At 60.5% G+C, this 20,600-nt stretch carries 13 protein-coding genes; 5 read left to right on the top strand and 8 right to left on the bottom strand.

The window, feature by feature from the left end; translation table 11 throughout:
* The first annotated feature begins 135 nt into the window (after positions 1-135).
* The 3 genes from NDJ82_RS00755 to NDJ82_RS00765 all read left to right on the top strand — a co-directional run bounded on the left by NDJ82_RS00755 (position 136) and on the right by NDJ82_RS00765 (position 5,496).
* Positions 136-4,848, top strand: coding sequence for an RHS repeat-associated core domain-containing protein (locus tag NDJ82_RS00755; protein WP_250924767.1), 4,713 nt, complete (start codon positions 136-138; stop codon positions 4,846-4,848).
* The gene (locus NDJ82_RS00760) at positions 4,805-5,218 is read left to right on the top strand and encodes a UCP019853 family protein (protein WP_250924768.1); all 414 of its coding nucleotides are present in this window, start codon (positions 4,805-4,807) and stop codon (positions 5,216-5,218) included. Before NDJ82_RS00755 ends, NDJ82_RS00760 begins: the two co-directional genes overlap by 44 nt.
* A 140-nt stretch (positions 5,219-5,358) precedes the next feature.
* Positions 5,359-5,496 carry a hypothetical protein gene (locus NDJ82_RS00765; protein ID WP_158878923.1) on the top strand — a complete coding sequence of 46 codons (138 nt, stop codon included), beginning with the start codon at positions 5,359-5,361 and terminating at the stop codon, positions 5,494-5,496.
* Between the two features lie 85 nt (positions 5,497-5,581).
* Here NDJ82_RS00765 and cysS read toward each other — a convergent pair whose 3' ends face one another.
* Together cysS and NDJ82_RS00775 are read right to left on the bottom strand one after the other, a co-directional pair.
* Positions 5,582-6,970 carry a cysteine--tRNA ligase gene (gene cysS, locus NDJ82_RS00770; protein WP_099586697.1) on the bottom strand — a complete coding sequence of 463 codons (1,389 nt, stop codon included), beginning with the start codon at positions 6,968-6,970 and terminating at the stop codon, positions 5,582-5,584.
* 19 nt (positions 6,971-6,989) lie between these two features.
* Entirely contained in the window at positions 6,990-8,690 is a 1,701-nt protein-coding gene (locus tag NDJ82_RS00775) for a glutamine--tRNA ligase/YqeY domain fusion protein (protein WP_250924769.1), read from the bottom strand.
* 247 nt (positions 8,691-8,937) lie between these two features.
* Between NDJ82_RS00775 and NDJ82_RS00780 the strand changes: the two genes are divergently transcribed.
* Together NDJ82_RS00780 and lpxH are read left to right on the top strand one after the other, a co-directional pair.
* Positions 8,938-9,444: a peptidylprolyl isomerase gene (locus NDJ82_RS00780; protein ID WP_112195970.1), complete on the top strand. Its 507-nt coding sequence runs from the start codon at positions 8,938-8,940 to the stop codon at positions 9,442-9,444.
* Entirely contained in the window at positions 9,441-10,190 is a 750-nt protein-coding gene (gene lpxH, locus NDJ82_RS00785; protein WP_112195972.1) for a UDP-2,3-diacylglucosamine diphosphatase, read from the top strand. Before NDJ82_RS00780 ends, lpxH begins: the two co-directional genes overlap by 4 nt.
* Before the next feature lie 138 nt (positions 10,191-10,328).
* On the opposite strand, the gene NDJ82_RS00790 is transcribed toward lpxH, so the two are convergent.
* From NDJ82_RS00790 to NDJ82_RS00815, 6 genes are all read right to left on the bottom strand, one after another.
* Positions 10,329-11,858, bottom strand: coding sequence for a DHA2 family efflux MFS transporter permease subunit (locus NDJ82_RS00790; protein ID WP_099586693.1), 1,530 nt, complete (start codon positions 11,856-11,858; stop codon positions 10,329-10,331).
* Entirely contained in the window at positions 11,858-13,054 is a 1,197-nt protein-coding gene (locus NDJ82_RS00795) for an HlyD family secretion protein (RefSeq protein ID WP_250924770.1), read from the bottom strand. The genes NDJ82_RS00790 and NDJ82_RS00795 overlap by 1 nt, the downstream gene beginning before the upstream one ends.
* 15 nt (positions 13,055-13,069) lie before the next feature.
* Complete coding sequence (locus NDJ82_RS00800; RefSeq protein ID WP_250924771.1) at positions 13,070-14,521, bottom strand: efflux transporter outer membrane subunit; 1,452 nt, start codon at positions 14,519-14,521, stop codon at positions 13,070-13,072.
* Positions 14,518-14,991, bottom strand: coding sequence for a MarR family winged helix-turn-helix transcriptional regulator (locus NDJ82_RS00805; RefSeq protein ID WP_112195978.1), 474 nt, complete (start codon positions 14,989-14,991; stop codon positions 14,518-14,520). Before NDJ82_RS00805 ends, NDJ82_RS00800 begins: the two co-directional genes overlap by 4 nt.
* A 178-nt stretch (positions 14,992-15,169) precedes the next feature.
* Positions 15,170-18,841, bottom strand: a complete 3,672-nt coding sequence (locus tag NDJ82_RS00810) for a translocation/assembly module TamB domain-containing protein (protein WP_250924772.1) — start codon at positions 18,839-18,841, stop codon at positions 15,170-15,172.
* The gene (locus NDJ82_RS00815) at positions 18,841-20,568 is read right to left on the bottom strand and encodes an autotransporter assembly complex protein TamA (RefSeq protein WP_250924773.1); all 1,728 of its coding nucleotides are present in this window, start codon (positions 20,566-20,568) and stop codon (positions 18,841-18,843) included. Before NDJ82_RS00815 ends, NDJ82_RS00810 begins: the two co-directional genes overlap by 1 nt.
* Positions 20,569-20,600: the final 32 nt, after the last annotated feature.

A 20,600-nucleotide genomic window follows, 5' to 3' on the forward strand; every position in this document is an offset into this window, starting at 1 on the left:
AACCTCCCACATAAGCGCCGGATAAGCTCTACAGCTTCCCCCTGAAAACCTCTGCAAAGTCCTTCGCCTGATCACACAGTGCGAGGGATTGCAGATGGTTTTTTTCGTTAAGGCCCTGCCTGCCGGGGCTGCCTCTTGATTCCCGTCATTGCCAGCCTTGTCCTGGCCCCCATGGATCCCAACGCGCCGGATAGTGAGCGCGTCTTCGGCGACTTCCGTAATTGCCTGAACACCTTTGATGCCTGGGCCGAAAGCTTCTGGAGCGGTTCGGCACTGGAGGTGGAACAGGTCTTCAAGGTGGGCGACGAGGTAGCGCTGGTTACGCCGGTTTCGTCCAAGACGCCCAGTAAAACCGTCGCCATGTGCAGTGCCCAGGGCTCGCTGACACTGGTGCATATGTTCGAAAGCACGCGTTTTGTGCCTATCGGCAACACCCCGGTGATGCTCCAAGCCATTGCGGCGGATGGCAGCCCGATGGGCCCACCGCTGCATCGGACCATCGGCCCCAGCGGCATCCTCGAAATCACCGAGTGTGATCGCAACCAGCCGTACCAAATCACTTTCTATCCCACTGTTTCCCAGGATCACGTCAAGGCGCTGTATGCGTCTTATCAGTCAGTGATTGCGGGGCTGGAAGGTCGTCTGCGGGAAGAGTGGACGGCGACTTTCAAACCCCAATGGAAGGACTTTGCCAACGCCGGCTCTTTGCGACGCAGCGCGATGCAGGGCGTGGCGTTTTCCACCGGGATGGCCAAGGCGCTCTACAACCTGTGGGACAACATTGCCCAGTTGTACGACCTGCTGGCGAATCTCAAGGCCAACAGCCAGCAGTTGTTGGCGTACCTCTCTCAGGCTGAGCTTGATGAACTACTGAAGCTGGGCAGCGAAGCGATTGCCAAGAGTTTGTTGGTGCTTAGCGATGAGCCGCTGTTGTTCATTTATGTCTCGGCGATCGTCAGCTGGATACGCCTGCTGCCACCGCCAGAGATGTATGAATTGCTGGGCGAGGTCACCGGTGAAGTGCTGATCAACCTGCTGCTGATGTGGGCGACGGCTGGGACGGGTATGGCGCTACGCATGGGCGCACAGACGCTGAGCACTATCAAATCCAAACGGGCGCGGGCGTTGTTGGAGTTGCTGGCCGATCACCTCGTGGGGCCGAAGTTGGACGCGCACTCGGAGGCGCTCAAGCCTTTGTTGCTGGGCAGTGCGGCAACGCCGATCAAGGCGGTGCCGGTTGCGTCGTTGAAGGCTGGGGAGAATCTGGTTTCGAACGCGGTGCCGGCGGTTCGCGGCAAGACACGGCGAACGGTGTTGGTCAGGCAGGAGCATGTCGACGATGTGCCTGCCGTGGCGACGAATCCGAAGGGGGATGCTGCTGCGGCTTCGGATAAGACCGTGACCAACGGCTGCCCGGTGTCGATGGTCACCGGCGAAGAATTACTAACCCTCACCGATGGCACGTTGGACGGAATTTTGCCGTTTGAGTGGACACGGTTGTATCGCACCAGTGCGGTGGAAATGGATGTCGGGCTGGGGTTTGGCTGGAGTCATTCGCTGGCGCATCGGCTTGTTGTGTCAGGCAATTCGGTGGTGTGGACGGATCATGAGAACCGCTCGACTGAGTTTCCACTGCCGACAGTTGCTCGACCTGCAATCACCAATAGCCTGGCCGAAGCGTCGATCTACTTGGGCTCGGTGCCGGATGAGTTGGTGCTGGTACAGGCGTCGCGGTTTTATCACTTTCGCGATGGGGTGCTGGTTTCAATCAGTGATGCGTATGACAACCGGCTGCGGATTAGTCGGGACCATTTAGGGCGCATTGAACGGCTGGATAACGGTGTCGGTTTCGCGCTGTTTTTACGCTATGAGTCGGGCCGCATTGTGGCGGTGGACTACCAGGTTCAGCGGGCCAAGGGACATGAGCCTTACGTCTGGATCACAGAGCACAGCGTTGTTTCCTACGTCTACGACGACATGGGCCGACTGGTCTCAGCGACCAATGCCGTCGGTGAAAGCGAGGTTTATCGCTACGACGATCAGCACGTGATTCTTGAACGTGGGTTGGCCGGTGGGGCGAGCTTCTTTTGGGCGTGGGAACGGTCTGGCAAGGCGGCGCGATGTGTCCGGCATTGGGCCAGTTTTTCGCAGATGGATACGCGGTATGTGTGGGGGGATGACGGCAGCGTTGTGGTGCACAACGCCGATGGCAGCCAGGAAGTGTATGTCCACGATGACCGCGCACGGCTGGTGCAGCGCATTGATCCGGACGGTGCCGAGCATTTCAGATCCTACGACGACAAGGGTCGGCTGACGGTCGAGCAGGACCCGCTGGGCGCGGTGACGGCGTATCAGTACGACGAGGCCGGACGCCTGGTTGCGTTGTTTCCGGGGGACGACGAACCAACGTCCTACGAGCATGACAATGGCTTCGTACGGGTTGTAAGACGTGGTGAGGCGGTTTGGAAATATGAGCGCAATGACCAAGGCGATGTCATTCGCAAGACCGACCCTGACGGTACTTCCACAGACTACAGCTACAACAAATACGGGCAGCTGACGGGAGTTTGGTATCCGGACCACAGCTGTCATCGCCTGGTCTGGAATGAACGCGGCCAGCTCATTGAGGAACAACTACCCAACGGCGGAATCAAGCGCTATCGCTACGACGACCTGGGCCGGCAGATTGCCCGGGAGGATGAACAAGGCGCGCTGACCCAATACCAGTGGGATGCAGCCGGTCGGCTGACTCGCCTCGTACTGCCCGGCGGCGCAACGCGGGAATATAGCTACAACCCCTACGGAAAAATCACCGCCGAACGCGATGAACGGGGCCACGTTACCCGCTACGAATATGCGGACGGCCTGCACCTGATCAGCCGTCGCATCAATGCTGATGGCACCCAGGTCCAGTACCGCTACGACAACGTGCGGTTGCTGCTGACCGAGATTGAAAACGAAGTTGGCGAAACCTATCGGCTGGCTTACCACGCCAACGGCCTGATCCAGCAGGAAGTTGGGTTTGACGGCCAACGCACCGCCTACGCGTATGACCTCAACGGCAACCTGAAAGAAAAAACTGAATACGGCGATGACGGCACTCGGCTAGTGACTTGTTACGAGCGCGACTACGCCGGCCGTCTCGTACGAAAAATCCTGCCCGACGGCAACAAGATCGATTACGCCTACGACCGCCAAGGCAATCTCCTCAGCGTCGACGACGGCCATTGGGCGCTGGCCTACGAGTACGACGTCCAGAACCGCCTCACCGCCGAACACCAAGGCTGGGGCACCTTGCGCTACGGCTACGACGCCTGCGGCCAGCTTCAACACCTGCGCCTGCCGGACAACAACCGGCTGGTTTTTAATCATGCCAAGGGCGGTCATCTCGCCACCGTCGAGCTAAACGGCGCGCTGCTGACCTCACACCTGTTCAAGGCCGGTCAAGAACACCAGCGCCAACAAGGCCAACTGCTCAGCCACTACCACTATGACGACCAGCAGCGCCTGCACTCCCACGCGATCACTCAACAACACGACCACTTCTACCAACGCCATTACGACTACGACAGATCCGGCAACCTCACCCGCCTCAACGACACCCGCAAAGGCGAACACCACTACCACTACGACCCGCTCAACCGCCTGACCCGCGCCGACCACTCCCAAGACCTGCACGAACGCTTCGGCCACAACCCGGCGGGCAACCTGCTCATGCAAGACCGCCCCGGCCCCGACATCGTCGCCGGCAACCGCCTGATGATCCAGGGCGACCGGCATTACGACTACGACGCGTTCGGCAACCTGATCGGTGAACGCAGAGGCAAAGGTCACCAACTGGTCACCCAGTACAGCTACGACTGCCAGCACCGCCTGATTGCCGTCACACAACCCAACGGGCAAACCGCCAGCTACCGCTACGATCCGTTTGGACGGCGCATCAGCAAAACCGTGGAGGACATCACCACAGAATTTTTCTGGCAAGGCGACAAGCTGATTGCCGAACACCATGCGGACCGCCACCGCAGCTACCTTTACGAACCCGACAGCTTCCGCCCGTTGGCACTACTGGAAGGCTTCGGCCCAACCGAAACCCAGCCCTACCACTACCAACTCGACCACCTCGGCACACCACAGGAACTCACCGACCCAGACGGCGAAATCGTCTGGTCCGCGCACTACCGCGCCTACGGCCAGATCAGCCGTCTCGACAAAGGTAAAATCGACAACCCGCTGCGCTTCCAGGGTCAGTACTTTGATCAGGAGAGCGGGCTGCACTACAACCGCCATCGCTACTACAATCCGGATATCGGGCGCTATCTGACGCCGGACCCGGTGAAGTTGGCGGGGGGGATCAACGCGTACCAGTACGTGCCTAACCCTACGGGGTGGGTTGATCCATTAGGGTTGAGCAATTGCCCAGGAGACGCTGGGTGCAAACCGCAATGGGTAGTTGAAGACCCGGTAGACAAAGCTAAAGTAAATACAGGCGAACCCCACAGGCCATCTACGACAGGGCCCGCGGAGTTTGCCAGCAAGCAAAAATTAGACGAACATTATGAGAAGCATGGTTCTCAATTCGGCGCCGAGAGCAGTAAGGAGTATCTACTCGCCGCACGGCACGTAGTGAGCAACGGAATACCCGTACACTATTCGTACAAAAACACACCAACGACTGGATATGTCTTATTGATAGGAACAAATAGAAGTGGTCAAGCCAAATTCGCATTCGCTGGAACAAATACAGATGGCCACATTACTACGTTACATACCAAAAGCGGGAAAGATTTCTGGAGGATGATAAATGGCGACCCCACTGAAAAAATCATCAGACCTTACAGCAAATAACTATAAAAAAGCCCAAGTAGTTTCGCTCAATGAGCACGTAGAGGAAGACGTTACACTGCTTATTGAAGGGACACTTGTAAATTGCCTTATCAGTTACTGCCCATACGACATAGAAGTAGGCAGGACCTATAATGTAGAATTGACATTAAATATTCCTGAAAACTATGAGATTGCGAAGATTGAACCACGCGTTCTTTTAACCGAGAAGATTGACTGTGGTTACGCCTATTTCCTTTATGGAATTCTACACGATGATAATTTTCTTACTTTCACATTACTCAAAGACGAAGGCATACATTATGATCACCCTGAGCTAAACGAAGAATTCATAAAATTAAGGGTCGAAAGAATCGACGCCAGTTTTCAGTAAGCGCCCCGGGGCTGGTGGCTCGCCACCCTTCGGGTATGCCGAGCGCCTAGAGTCCCAGCCTGCGACCTCTGCATACAGTTGCCTCCCAAATATCGTTTTGCAGTGATGGCTGGTGACTCCAATACTCTAGGCGCTTTGTCATGATTAAAGACAGTTCCAACCCGCCGTCTGATTTAACCGCGTTTCACACTGCTGCTGATCAAGCAATTAACCACTATCTGAATACTTCCGAAAAACCAGTGCCGTTTGTTGGAGGGAATTTGATTGTTGGTGAGTAGGACCGTTGTTCAAAGTCACATGCCTGAGTACAGACAAAAAAACGCCCCGAACCAGTCGGGGCGTTTTTCATTCAGCAATCAACGATCAAGCCTGATCAGCCAACCGCCAAGTAGTCCCACCCTTCCCATCTTCCAACACCACACCCATCGCGGTCAGTTGGTCACGGATGCGGTCGGATTCTGCCCAGTCTTTACCCGCACGAGCAGCCAGACGCGCCTGGATCAGCGCCTCCACTTGCGCCGCATCCACACGCCCTTCGGCGCCGGCTTGCAGGAAGTCATCGGCTTCCATCTGCAACACGCCCAGCACGCTGGCCAGCTCTTTCAAGCGTGCCGCCAGGCCCGCCGCTGCGTCGAGATCACTCTCGCGCAGGCGGTTGATCTCGCGCACCATTTCGAACAACACGGCGCAGGCTTCGGGGGTGCCGAAGTCGTCGTTCATGACTTCAGTGAAGCGTGCCACGAACGCTTCGCCACCGGCAGGCGCAACCACTGGCAGACCTTTCAGCGCGTGGTAGAACCGCTCCAGAGCGCCCTTGGCGTCCTTGAGGTTGTCTTCCGAGTAGTTGATAGCGCTGCGGTAGTGGCTGGACACCAGCAGGTAACGCACCACTTCCGGATGGTACTTTTCCAGCACGTCGCGGATGGTGAAGAAGTTGTTCAAGGACTTGGACATCTTCTCGCCATTGATGCGGATCATGCCGCAGTGCATCCAGGCGTTGGCGTAGGTCTTGCCGGTCGCGGCTTCGCTTTGGGCGATTTCGTTTTCGTGGTGCGGGAACTCAAGGTCGCTGCCGCCGCCATGAATGTCGAAGGTGTCGCCCAGGCAGCAGGTGGACATCACCGAGCATTCGATGTGCCAGCCCGGACGCCCGGCGCCCCATGGCGATTCCCAGCTCGGCTCGCCGGGCTTGGTGGCTTTCCACAGCACGAAGTCGAGGGGGTCCTGCTTGGCTTCGTCGACTTCGATGCGCGCGCCGATGCGCAGGTCTTCGATCTTCTTACGCGACAGCTTGCCGTAGCCCATGAATTTGGCGACGCGGTAGTACACGTCGCCGTTGCCTGGGGCGTAGGCGTAACCCTTGTCGATCAGGGTCTGGATCATCGCGTGCATGCCAGGGATGTGGTCCGTGGCACGTGGCTCCATGTCCGGCTTGAGGATGTTGAGGCGCGCCTCATCCTCGTGCATCGCGGCGATCATGCGCTCGGTCAGCGCGTCGAACGACTCGCCGTTTTCGTTGGCGCGGTTGATGATCTTGTCGTCGATGTCGGTGATGTTGCGCACATACGTCAAGTCATAGCCGCTGAAACGCAACCAGCGGGTCACCAGGTCGAAGGCAACCATGCTGCGGCCATGGCCGATGTGGCAGTAGTCGTACACGGTCATGCCGCACACGTACATGCGCACCTTGTTGCCATCGAGCGGCTTGAAGACTTCTTTGGTCTTGCTGAGTGTGTTGTAGATCGTTAGCACGACAGTTCCTTAAACAGAATCACTGGCCCCACGAATCACGCAAGGTCACGGTACGGTTGAATACCGGATGACCTGGTTTCGAGTCCTTGATATCCGCGCAGAAGTAACCTTCGCGCTCGAACTGGAAACGGTCTTCCGGCTGTGCGTCGCCAAGCGATGGCTCGGCACGACAACCAGTGAGTACTTGCAGGGAGTCAGGGTTGATGTTGTCGAGGAAACTCGCGCTGTCTTCGGCCTTCTCGGGGTTGGCCGAGCGGAACAGACGATCGTACAGGCGCACTTCGCACTCGATGCTGGCCGCGGCCGGCACCCAGTGAACCACGCCCTTGACCTTGCGGCCTTCAGGGTTCTTGCCCAGGGTGTCCGGATCGTAGGAGCAGCGCAGCTCGACGATGTTGCCGTCGGCGTCCTTGATCGCTTCGTCGGCACGGATCACATAGCTGCCGCGCAGGCGCACTTCGCCATTCGGCTCCAGGCGCTTGTAGCCTTTTGGCGGCTCTTCCATGAAGTCATCGCGGTCAATGTAGATTTCACGGGCGAACGGCAGCTTGCGCACGCCAAGTTCTTCTTTTTGCGGATGACGCGGCAGTTCGAGGTTCTCGACCTGGCCTTCCGGGTAGTTGGTGATCACGACTTTCAACGGACGCAGTACGCACATGGCGCGCGGGGCGTTCGCGTCCAGATCCTGGCGGATGCTGAATTCGAGCATGCCGAAGTCGACCACGCCGTCGGAACGGTTGGTGCCGACCATGTCGCAGAAATTGCGGATCGACGCCGGGGTGTAACCGCGACGGCGGAAGCCCGACAGGGTCGACATGCGCGGGTCATCCCAACCAAACACGTGCTTCTCATCGACCAGTTGCTTGAGCTTGCGCTTGCTGGTGATGGTGTAGTTCAGGTTCAGGCGGCTGAATTCGTACTGACGCGGGTGCGCCGGTACCGGCAGGCTGTCGAGGAACCACTCGTACAGCGGACGATGGCTTTCGAACTCCAGGGTGCAGATGGAGTGGGTGATGCCTTCGATGGCATCCGACTGGCCGTGGGTGAAGTCGTAGTTCGGGTAGATGCACCACTTGTCACCGGTCTGGTGGTGGTGGGCATGGCGGATGCGGTACATGATCGGGTCGCGCAGGTTCATGTTCGGCGAGGCCATGTCGATCTTGGCGCGCAGCACGCGGGCGCCGTCGGCGAACTCACCGGCGCGCATGCGGCTGAACCAGTCGAGGTTCTCTTCCACCGAACGGTCGCGGAACGGACTGTTCTTGCCCGGCTCGGTCAGGGTGCCACGGTATTCCTTGGCCTGCTCCGGGCTCAGGTCGTCGACGTAGGCCTTGCCGGCCTTGATCAGCTCGACGGCCCAGTCGAACAACTGGTCGAAATACTTGGAGGCGTAGCGCACTTCACCGGACCATTCGAAGCCCAGCCACTTGATGTCGCTTTCGATGGCGTCGATGTATTCCTGGTCTTCCTTGGCCGGGTTGGTGTCGTCGAAACGCAGGTGCGTGACGCCACCGAACTCCTGGGCCAGGCCGAAGTTCACACAGATCGACTTGGCGTGACCGATGTGCAGGTAGCCGTTGGGCTCTGGCGGGAAACGGGTGACGATCTGCGTGTGCTTGCCCGAATCCAGGTCCGCCTGGATGATCGGGCGCAGGAAATTGACCGGGACGGCAGGTCCAGCCTTGGAATTCGAGGTAGGGTCGACAGTGGGCTTGCTCATAGGATCCTTGAACAGACAGGTTCGTGGCCGGTTGGGGCCAGATAAAACAAAGGCCGTATCATAGCTGATGCTGTCAAGCTGCTGACAGAGTGCGCTCAAAAACTGCTGGATTTATTGCACAGGCGGTAAAAAACCACCTCGAAATTCCCGCCGGGCACGCTAAACTGCGCGCCTTGGCCGCAGTTTCGCCAAACCGGTAAGGCGCCCCGGCGCTCAAACCCACGAATTTCCTGAAAGAGTAGTGAACATGACTCAAGTCAAACTGACCACCAACCACGGCGAGATCGTCATCGAGCTGAACGCCGAAAAAGCGCCGATCACCGTCGCCAACTTCATCGAATACGTGAAGGCCGGCCACTACGACAACACCGTTTTCCACCGTGTCATCGGCAACTTCATGGTCCAGGGCGGCGGTTTCGAGCCTGGCATGAAAGAAAAGAAAGACAAGCGCCCAAGCATCCAGAACGAAGCGGACAACGGCCTTTCCAACGACAAGTACACCGTCGCCATGGCCCGTACCATGGAGCCGCATTCGGCCTCCGCGCAGTTCTTCATCAACGTGGCCGACAACGCCTTCCTGAACCACAGCGGCAAGAACGTGCAGGGTTGGGGCTACGCCGTGTTCGGTAAAGTCACCGCAGGCACCGACGTTGTCGACAAGATCAAAGGCGTATCGACCACCTCCAAGGCCGGTCACCAAGACGTTCCAGCCGAAGACGTGATCGTCGAGAAAGCCGAGATCATCGAAGCGTGATATTGCTGATTTCAGACTTGCATCTGGAAGAGGAACGCCCGGACATCACCCGGGCGTTTCTGGATCTGCTCCACGGCCGCGCCCGTGGCGCCCAGGCGTTGTACATTCTGGGGGACTTCTTCGAAGCCTGGATTGGCGACGATGGCATGACCCCCTTCCAGCGTTCCATCTGCGAGGCTCTACGCGAGCTGAGCGACAGCGGCACCCCGATTTTCATCATGCATGGCAACCGCGATTTCCTGATCGGCAAGGCGTTCTGTAAAGCGGCAGGCGCTACCTTGCTCAAGGACCCGAGTGTCGTGCAGCTCTACGGCGAGCCCGTGCTGTTGATGCACGGCGACAGCCTCTGTACCCGCGACCTTGGCTATATGAAGCTGCGGCGCATCCTGCGTAACCCGATTGTGCTGTTTATCCTGCGCCACTTGCCCCTGCGTACCCGCCACAAGCTGGCGCGCAAGCTGCGCAGTGAAAGCCGTGCGCAAACACGCATGAAGGCCAACGACATTGTCGATGTCACCCCCGAGGAAGTGCCGCAAGTAATGCAGCAGTTCGGCGTACGTACCCTGGTCCACGGCCACACCCACCGCCCGGCGATCCACAAGCTGCAGATTGGCGAACAGGCGGCCAAGCGCATTGTGCTGGGGGATTGGGACAAGCAGGGCTGGGCGTTGCAGGTGGATGAGCAAGGGTTTGCGTTGGCGGCGTTTGACTTCGTCAATCCGCAGCTGGCACTACCTGGCGCCTGATCCAATGTGAACAGAGATCAAAATGTGGGAGGGGGCTTGCCCCCGATAGCGGTGGGTCAGCCAAAAATATGCTGACTGATCCACAGCCATCGGGGGCAAGCCCCCTCCCACAGTTGATTGCATTCCAGCCTTTGTGGATCAGTGACCCGAAGCAGCCGGCCCCGCCTTCGCCGTAAACGGCGGCTTCGCCAGCCACACCAGCAACATCAGCGCCATGAACATCCACCCCAGCAACGTGAAGTAATCCACGGTGGACATCATGTACGCCTGGCTGGTGAGAATCTGGTCCAACTGCGCATAGGCCTTGTGCCCTGCCCCACCCAACGCATCCAGCGCATTGCGCGTGGCCGCATCATAGGTGGTCATGTTCTCGCTCATGTACGCATGGTGCTGGTCCGCCCGGCGGATCCAGATCCAAGTGGTCAGCGACGCCGCAAAGCTGCCGCCCAACGTGCGCAAGAAGGTCGCCAGGCCCGCGCCGTCGGCGATCTGGTGCGGTGGCAGGTCGGACATCAAAATGCTCAAGGTCGGCATGAAGAACAGCGCCACACCAATGCCCATGAACAACTGCACCAGGGCGATGTGGGTGAAGTCCACTTCATTGGTGAAGCCGGCGCGCATGAAGCAGCTCAAGCCAATCGCCAGGAACGCCAGGCCCGCCAGCAGGCGCAGGTCGAACTTGTGCGCGTACTTGCCAACGAACGGCGACATCAGCACCGGCAGGATCCCGATCGGCGCCACCGCCAGGCCCGCCCAGGTGGCGGTGTAGCCCATCTGGGTTTGCAGCCATTGCGGCAGGATCAGGTTGATGCCGAAGAAGCCCGCATAACCGAGGATCAACACGATGGTGCCGATGCGAAAGTTGCGGTAGGCAAACAGCCGCAGGTTGACCACCGGGTGCTTGTCGGTCATTTCCCAGATGATGAACACCGCCAGGGCAATCACCGAAATCGCCGCACCGATGATGATGAAGTTGGACTCGAACCAATCCAGGTCATTGCCCTTGTCGAGGATGATCTGCAAGGCGCCGACCCCCACGATCAAGCTCAACAACCCGACGTAATCCATCGGTTGATGACTGGTGACCACAGGGCGTTTCTTCAACTGCGCACGCACCACCATCACCGCAAAGATGCCGATGGGAACGTTGATAAAGAAGATCCACGGCCAGCTGTAGCTGTCGGTGATCCAGCCGCCCAGGATCGGCCCGGCAATCGGTGCGACCACCGTGACCATCGCCAATAACGCCAGGGCCATGCCGCGCCTCGCCGGGGGGTAGACCGCAATCAACAGGGTCTGGGTCATCGGATACAACGGCCCGGCCACCAGGCCTTGCAGCACCCGAAAGCCGATCAGCTCGGGCATCGACGTGGAAATCCCGCACAGGAACGAAGCCAGCACAAACAGGATGGTTGCCCACAGAAACAGCTTCACCTCGCCAAACCGACGGCTCAACCAACCGGTGAGCGGCAAGGCGATGGCGTTGCTCACCGCAAACGAGGTGATCACCCAGGTGCCCTGCTCCGAACTCACGCCCAGGTTGCCGGAAATGGTCGGCAACGCCACGTTGGCGATGGTGGTGTCGAGCACCTGCATAAAGGTCGCCAGCGACAGGCCAATAGTGGCCATCAACAGGCTGGGCGGCGTGAAGGAGGCGTTATTGCTCATCAGCGTTGCACAGCCTTGGGCGCGGCGAGGCTGTTGTCATGGATCAATTGGGTGATCATGGCATCGGCTTCGGCCAATTGGCGGTCGTACACGTTGGTGGTAAACGAGGCCTTTTGCGGCGGCTGTTGCGCCAGCACCGGGCCGCTCTGGTCGTGCAGGTCCACATTCACCACGGTGCTCAAGCCCACACGCAGTGGGTGCTTGGCCAACTCTTCGGCATTGATATGGATGCGCACCGGAACCCGCTGCACGATCTTGATCCAGTTGCCGGTGGCGTTCTGCGCCGGCAACAGGGCGAACGCGCTGCCGGTGCCGGCGCCAAGGCTGTCGATGGTGCCGCTGTATTTCACGTCGCTGCCGTAGATATCCGACTCGATGTCCACCGGCTGGCCAATGCGCATGTCGCGCAGTTGGGTTTCCTTGAAGTTGGCGTCGATCCACAGTTCGTTCAGCGGGATCACTGCCATTAACGCAGTACCCGGCTGCACACGCTGGCCCAGTTGCACGGAGCGCTTGGCCACATAGCCGGTGACCGGCGCGATCAGGGTGCTGCGCGCATTGGTCAGGTAGGCCTGGCGCAGTTGCGCGGCGGCGGATTGCACGTCCGGATGGGACGAGATCACCGTGTCATCCACCAAGGCGTTGGTGGTTTTGAGTTGCTGCTCAAGGTTGGTCAGGGCGTTCTTGGCGGCGGTCAGGCTGTCACGGGCGTGGGACAGTTCCTCAAGGGAAATCGCCCCGCCCTGGGCCAGGGTTTTACGCCGGTTGTAGTTGTCCTGGGCGGTCTGCACGTCGGCTTTCTGCGCATTGACCTGGGCTTTCATGCCATCGACGTTGCTGTACAAGCCACGCACCTGGCGCACGGTACGCGCCAGGTTGGCCTGGGCACTTTGCAGGCCGACCGCGGCGTCATTCGGGTCGAAGTTGACCAGCACCTGGCCTTCGTGGACCAGGTCGCCATCGTCGGCGCCGATGCTCACCACAGTGCCGGTGACCAGCGGGGTGATTTCCACCACGTTGCCGTTCACATAGGCGTCGTCGGTGCTCTCGTTGAAGCGCCCGTAGAATTCGTGCCAGGCCCATACGCCGATGACGCTGAGGATGACGATCAGCGCAAGGCCGACCAACATGACTTTGCGTTTGCGCGGGTTGCTGTCGTTTGTGTCTGTTGCGGTGTTGCTGTCGGCAGTGGCCATGACAAATACCTCAAATTATTCCGTGCGAGTGGCTGGGGTGGTCGATGCCACGTTGTCGGCGCTGTAGCCGCCGCCCAGGGCCTGCATCAATTGGATCGACAAAGCGATTTGCCCGGCATTCAGGGTCGCCAGCTGACGCTGGGCCTGCAGCAACTGCTGCTCGATGCTGAGCACGTCCAGGTAGTTACCGATCCCGGAGCCGTAACGCTGGACCACGGTGTCGTAGGACTGCTGGGCAATGTCCGTGGCGTGTTGCTGGGCCTGGATCTGCCGGCTGGTTTCGCGCAGTTGCGACAGGGTGTTGCCAATATCGCCCAGGGCTTGCACCAGGGTTTTGTTGTACTGCGCCACGGCCAAGTCGTAGTCGGCATCGCGGGCATCGAGGTCGGCGCGCAGGCGGCCGCCATCGAAGATCGGCAACGAGATCGTGGGGGCGATATTGAAGAAGCGGCTTGGTGAGCCAAACATCGCATCCCCCAGTAATGACTCGGCCCCGGCGCTCGCGCTCAGGTTGAGGTTGGGGTAGAAGCGCGTCTTGCTGGCGGCGATGTCCTTGCTCGCGGCCTCGACTCGCCAACGTGCGGCGATCAGGTCCGGGCGGCGGCCCAGCAGTTCGGCAGGCAGCACCGACGGCACGGCGACGGCGGCCGGCTTCAACACCGTGGGGCGCGCCAGTTCATTGCCGCGATCCGGACCTTTGCCGAGCAATACCGCCAGGGCGATCTTGGCGCTCTGCAGTTGTTTTTCCGCGTCGATCAGTTGCGACTGGGCGCTGGCTTCCAGGCTTTCGGTCTGCTGGTACTGATAGTGGCTGTCGATGCCCGAGTCCAGGCGGCGCTTGCTCAGGTCGAGCATTTGCTGGGTACGCTTGAGGTCGTCGGTTGCCAGGTCACGCACGATATGCGCCTGGCCCAAATCGCTGTAGGCCTTGGCTACATCGGCGGCCAGGGTCAGGCGCGCGGCCTGCTGGTCGACTTGCGCGGCGCGGGCCTGGCCCAACGCGGCTTCCCAGGCGGCGCGCTGGCCGCCCCAGAGGTCGAAGGTGTAATTAAAGCTGGCGCCGATGTTGCGCACGGTGGAATAGGCATCGCCCTGCCCCAGCGGGTCTTGATCCCTGGCCAGGCGCGAACGGGTCACACCGGCGCTGGCGTCCAGAGTCGGCATGCGCGCGGCGTTCGCGGCGTAGGCGGCCGCTTCGGCCTGGTGGGCGCGGGCGCTGGCGACTTGCATGTCAGGGCTGTTTTGCAGGGCTTCACGGATCAGGCCGTCGAGCTGTGGGTCGCCGAGGCTTTTCCACCAATCGGCGCGCGGCCAGGCCGCGTTCGACAAGGACACGCCGTTCAGGGATTGACCGGTCTGCAGCGTGTTGGCGTCGAGGCGCTGGCCCTGGGTATCAAGGCCGCTGTAGTTGGCGCAACCAGCCATGCTCATGGCCACGAGCACCAGGCATAAGGCACGTGTATTCATTTATTACCTACCCGCAGGATAGTGATGGGATCACCCGCCGCTATCAGAATTTTCTTGAGGATCTTTTCCAGGGTTTCCAACTCGCCCGGCTCCAGTGCGCCCGCCAGTTGGTTCAGCGCCTGGGCGCCGATGTGCGGCAGCATGTCCGCCAGGCGCTGGCCGTCCTGCGTGAGCACCAACTGCACTTGGCGGCGGTCGAGGTCCGAGCGCTTGCGGCTGAGCAGGTCTTTTTGCTCCAGCCGGTCGAGCATGCGGGTCATCGAGCCGCTGTCCAGCGACAGGTGGCGGCACAGCTCCGCCGGGGTGTCGACACCGAACTGGGCCATGATGATCAACACCTTGAACTGCGCGGCGGTGATGCCGTGGGGTTCCATATGGGTGTCGATGATGCGGTCCTTGAGGATCGCGGCGCGGCCGAGCAACAGGCCGAGGTGGCAGTTATGGAAGTTGTCCGGGGTGAAGTGAGGCATTGGAAGTCACCTTATTACTGCCTAGGCAGTGAATGTGTGACGAGATGTTACTGCTTAGGCAGCGAATGTCAAATGGAATAATTAGCTTGCTTGGTATTTGTTCAGGAAGGCGGGTAGAAATGCAGTCCAATGTGGGAGTGGGGCAACCCCCCCTCCCACATTTTTTACCGAGTACGGCTCAGAAATCGCGTTTGTAGAAGATATCCAGCGAGCTGGCCACACCACTGGCCACCTCCAGGTAGACCTTCTTGCTCAACAGGTAGCGCAAGGCAATGGTACTGGCGGGTTCGAACACCCCTACGCCATAACGCAGGCTGAGTTTCTCGGTGATCTTGCCGCTGGCTACCACGGCGGTGTTATTGCCGCTGCCCTGGGTATCGAGGTCGAAGTCCCGGATGCCCAACTTGGTGGCGATGTCCGAGGTCACCCCCGCACTGCCCATCAAACCCAGGCCCAGCGCCGCTTGGGCAAGCATGTTGTTGTCTTCACCGGTGGTACTCAGCGGGCGCCCCAGCACCAGGTAGGACAGCGCCTGTTCCTGGCTCATGGCCGGTTCCGAGAAGATTTGCGTGGTGGGTTGTTCCGCGCTGCCACTGAGACGGATACCGGCCACCACATCGTCGGTCTTGCGGATCGCTTCGATGTCCAGGTACGGCTGGTCCAGCGGGCCGGCGAACAGCAACCGCGCCCGGCGTACATCGAGCCTCTGGCCGTAGGCGCGGTAGCGGCCATCGTTGAGCCACAGCTCGCCACGGGTGTCCAGGTTGTCGCCGATATGCACATGGCCCTGCACCTTGGCGGTGAGGCCGAAACCCGAGAAGTTGAGCTGGTCTTCGCCCACTGCCACGTCGATATCCATGGCCATGGCCATCGCCGGTTTGCCCTCCTCGGTCTGGCTGCCGACGATGACGGTGTCGTCCGAGACCTTGACCGTCGACGGCGGCAGTTCGCGCACGGTGATGTCACCACGCGGGATCTGCACCTTGCCGGCGATCGCCAGCTTGTCGTCCTTCAGGGTGATCTTCAGGTCCGGCGCCACTTCCAGGGCGGCGTAGGGCTCGACCGTGAGCGGCAATTGCGAGCCTTGCAGGCTGAGGTCCACGGCCAGGGCCTGACCCCAGTCTATCTGCCCCTTGAGGCTGCCCTGCCCGGCCTTGCCACTGCGCCAGCCGCCGTTGAGCTGCACGCTTTCACCGGCGATCAGCGCCTGCACATTCAGGCCTTCGAGGCTGATGGGCAGTTCCGGACCGGAGACTTCACCGCCGATCAGGTTCACATTGCCGTTGATCTGCGGTGCCAGCAGGCCACCGGAGATGCGTCCGTTGCCGTTGAGCTTGCCGTTGAGGGTTTCCACCATCGGCACAAACGGCCGCGCCACCGCGAGGTCCAGCCCGGTGAGGCTGAAATTGCCGGTGATCGGCTTGTTCTTCGGCAGCGGGTTGATCTGCGCCTGCAACAGCAATTCACCGAGCTTGCCGCCACGGAAGTTCAGCTGGGTGTCGATGCGCTTGGGATTGAGCGTGGTTTCCAGCTTGAGGGTGTCGTAAGGGAAATCCAGCCACTGGTCCTTGTCCTTGACGCGCAAGGTGCCGCCGCTGGCATCCACCGACACCACGCCTTTGGGGCCGCTGTTGGGCAGGTCGAGTTGCACATCGGCATTGAGCTTGCCCTGCCAGGCGAAGTCCTTGGGCAAAAACGCCGCGAGGCTGTCGAGGGGGAATTGCTTGAGGTGGTAACGCAGCTTGGGCTCGGGCATCAGGCGCTGGTCTTCACCACACAGGCTGGCAGCACCGGAGACCCAACAGTGCGCGGCGAAGGTCAGCCTGCCGTCGGCCAGGTAGTCGATTTTCGCCGGGGCTTGCAGCTTCCAGTCCTGGCCACCCGCCTGGACATCACCGCTGGCCAGACGCCCGCGCCAGTTGCCTTTGTCGAGATTACCGTCCAGGGCCAGGGCCAGCTTGAGCAAGGGACCGGTCAGGTCCATCTGGACTTTTTGCTGCTTGATATCACCTTGGGCACTGGCGGTCAGGGTACCGACCTGGGTGTCGCCGCTTTGAAGGCCGCTGCCCTTGAGGTCGATGCTGGCGCGTTGGGCGTTATCGAGGGTGGCCGCGAGGCTGAGGTTTTGCAGGCGGTTGTCGGCAAACGCCAATTGCTGGCCCTTGAGGTCCAGCTTGCCCTGGGGCGCGGTCAGGCTACCGGCCACGTCAAGACGGCCATTGATCTGCCCGCGCAATTGCGGCCACAGCTGGGCCAGGCGCGCCAGCTTGATGTCGATCTGCCCGGCCAGGCGTTGTTGCAGGCTGCCGCTGCCGTTGATGCGATTGTCACCCAGGCGGATATCCAGGTTGGCCAGGGTCCATTGTTCCCCTGCACCTTCGGCCTTGGCCGCCAGCACGGCGGTTTGGCCACGCAGACGGCCCTTGAGGTCAAGGTCGGCAGTGAGCTTGAGTTGCTCGTTCTTGAACTCGCCCTTGCTGCGCAGCGGCCCGGCCAACGTGCCCGGCAGTTCAGCGACCCAGTACGCCGGATTGAGCGCCGACAGGTCCAGCGCAGTATCCCAGGCAATGCCATCGGCAAACTGCAGGTTGAGGTGGCCTTCGGCCTTGCCTTGGCCGGCGGTCAGTTTCAGCTCGGGCAGGAAGACTTGCTTGAGGTCGCCACTGAACGGCGTGACCACGTTGAACTTGCCCGCCGGACCGTCGAGGTCGGCCTTGAGGTTGCCCAGATAATTGCCGTCTTTATAGGAAATCTCGCCGTTGAACGTACGCACCGTCACCTGGGGTTCGTCGATCACGGGGTAGAGGCGATGCCAGGGAAAGTCGAGCCAGTCGAGCCTGGCGTCGGCGCTGAAGCCTTGTTGCCAGTCCAGGTTGGCACTGAGCTTGAGGCTTTGCTTGTCACCGGCATTCAGGTCCAGGCCGGCGATCTGCGCGCCCTTGGCGTCGACCCTGCCTTGCAGCAGCAAGTCCACCGGGCCTTTTTCCGCCGGCAGCACGGCATTGCCCTGCAGTTGGTAGCCGCTTTTCAGATCACCGTTGGCGGTGAGGTCCAGTTGATTGAGTTGCAAGGTGTCGGGCAAATCGGCGCTGGGTTTGAAGCCGTCAGCGGTGATGTGCAACCGGGCCGGAAGGTTTTCCGCCAGGGGTTGCAACTCGCCCTTGAGCTTGGCCGGCAGGTAGCCGCTGCTATCGGCGTCGAGCTTGAGGGTCTTGAGCAGGTCGCCTTCGACCTTGAGGGCAACGCTCCAGGGCGCGCCGCCGGGCGCATAAGGCAGGCTGAGGTTACCGCTGGCGGTCAACGGCCAGTCACCGGTGGGTTGCAGCAGGCCGGACAGGTCCAGCACCAGGTCGTCGCGTTGCAGGTGCACGGAGTCGATCTGCATGCCTGCGGCGGTCCAGTGCGCCGCCAGTTGCAGGCCTTTGAGTTCTTCGCTGCCGTTGAACACCAGGCTGCCGATGCGAACGTCGCCCAACTGCAGGGCAACCGGCAACGTCAGATCAGGCAGTGCAACCGGGCCGCTGCTGTCTTCGGTGCTGGGTGGAAATTGCAGGCTGATTTGATCCACATCCAACTGGTCAATGCATAAGGTCATGCGCAGCAGGCAGGCGGGGGACCAATCAAACGTGGCTGCCTTGAGTTCCACGCGGCTGCTGTCTTGCTGCCAGAGCAGATGATCGGCGCTCCATTGGCCGCCCAGGCGACCCTGGAAATTCTCCACGCTCAAACCCGGCACCAGGCCCAAGGCCCAGCGGCTGCCCGCTTGGCTGCCCAATACCGCCCAGAGTGCCAGCAACAGCACGGCAAGGACTGCCACCACGGCCAGCCCCGCTATTTTCAAACCACGCATCACAGCTCAGGCCCCATGGAAAAGTGCAAACGAACGCCGCCCGGATCTTCCAGGGCATGGGCCAGGTCGAGGCGGATCGGACCGACCGGCGATACCCAGCGGATGCCGACGCCGACGCCGGTTTTCAGGCTCGGCAGTTCCAGGGAGTTGAACGAGTTGCCCTGGTCGATGAAGGTCGCGATCCGCCATTTTTCGGCGATGGAATATTGATACTCGGCGCTCAACGCCACCATGTAGCGGCCACCGATGCGATCACCCTGGTCATTCTCCGGCGACAGGGTCTGGTACTCGTAACCACGCACGCTCTGATCGCCACCGGCAAAGAAGCGCAGCGAAGGCGGCACCGACTTGTAGCCATTGGTGGCACTGCCGCCCACTTGCGCCCGCGCCAGGAAACGGTGGTTGTCCCACAGGGTGGTCAGGCCTTTGACCATGGCCGTGCCGTAGAGCAAGTTGGTGTCGGAGCCCAGGCCTTCTTTGGCGACCTTGGTGTCGAATTGCAGGCGATAGCCATTGTGGGGGTCGATGCGGTTGTCGCTGCGCAGGTAGGAATAACTGATGCCCGGCATCAGCAGGTTACTGAGACCGGAGTCGTCGCCCAGGCGATATTCTTCGCGCTGGTATTTGAGGGATATCACCCGGGTCCAGCCGCTGGGCAACTTGCTGTGCCATTCCGGGCCGACGGTGAGCAATTTACTCAGGGTGTCGGTGTTGGCCAGTTCTTCATTCTGGTAGCCACCGGCGAAGCGCAGTTTGTCGGTGAGCGGTGGGTCCAGCGGAATGTCGTACCACAGGCCGACGTTCTGGCGCGGGGCCGACAGTTCGGCCTCCCAACCATAACTATGGCCCTGAGGGTTGACCCAGTGACGGGTCCAGTTGGCCTTGCCGCGCGGGCCGACGTCAGTGGAGTAGCCCAGGCCCAGGCCCATGGTGCGCGGTTTTCGGGTGTCCAGATTGACGGCCACCGGGATCATGTCATTGGTTGAGGCGGTGGGGCTGGCGTCCACGCGCACGCCTTCGAAAAAGCCGCTGGCTTGCAGGTTCTGGTTGAGTTCGGCGATCAGTTCGGAATCGTAGGGGTCACCGCTTTTAAACGGCACCATGCGTTGCAGCAGTTCGTCATCAAACGGCGTGTCGCCGGCAAAGCTGACCTTGCCCATGCTGTAGCGCGGGCCGCTGTCATAGATGAGTTCGATATCGGCGACGCCGGCTTGGGGGTCCACCGCGAGTTTCTGGCTGATAAAGCGCCCACTGAAGAAGCCGTAGCGCGAGGCCTGGTTCTGGATCAGACGCTTGGCGTCTTCGTAGTGGCCGTGATTGAGCACGGCGCCGGAGATGAGGTCGTCGCTGGCAGGCACGCGAAACGACTTGAGGTTCGCCGCCTCGCCGTCGACCCGAATGGTCACGTTGCGCAAATGCACCGGTTCGCCGGGGTCGATGCTGAGGATCAGGCGCGGGTTCTTGCCGCCCTTCACTTCGCTGTCGATCTGTGGCTGATAGAAGCCTAAGGCCTGCGCCGCTTTGCGCGCCTGCTCCTCGGCGCCACGGCTGAACCGCAGCAAGGCCTCTTCGTCACGATCGCCCACCCCGCCGATGTAGCCTTCGATGTTGGCTTTCAACGCGTCGTTTGAGGGTTTGACCCGCACATCCAATTCGCTTTGCGCCAAGGCGCTGCAACTGGTGAGCAGCAGGATCAAACCACGGGTAAATCTTCCTGGAAACTTCATAGGCGCGGATGCTACACGAGCTGGGGAGCATC

It is taken from the genome of Pseudomonas sp. SR18 (assembly GCF_023701505.1).
In the GTDB taxonomy this organism is placed as follows: Bacteria; Pseudomonadota; Gammaproteobacteria; order Pseudomonadales; family Pseudomonadaceae; genus Aquipseudomonas; species Aquipseudomonas cyclaminis.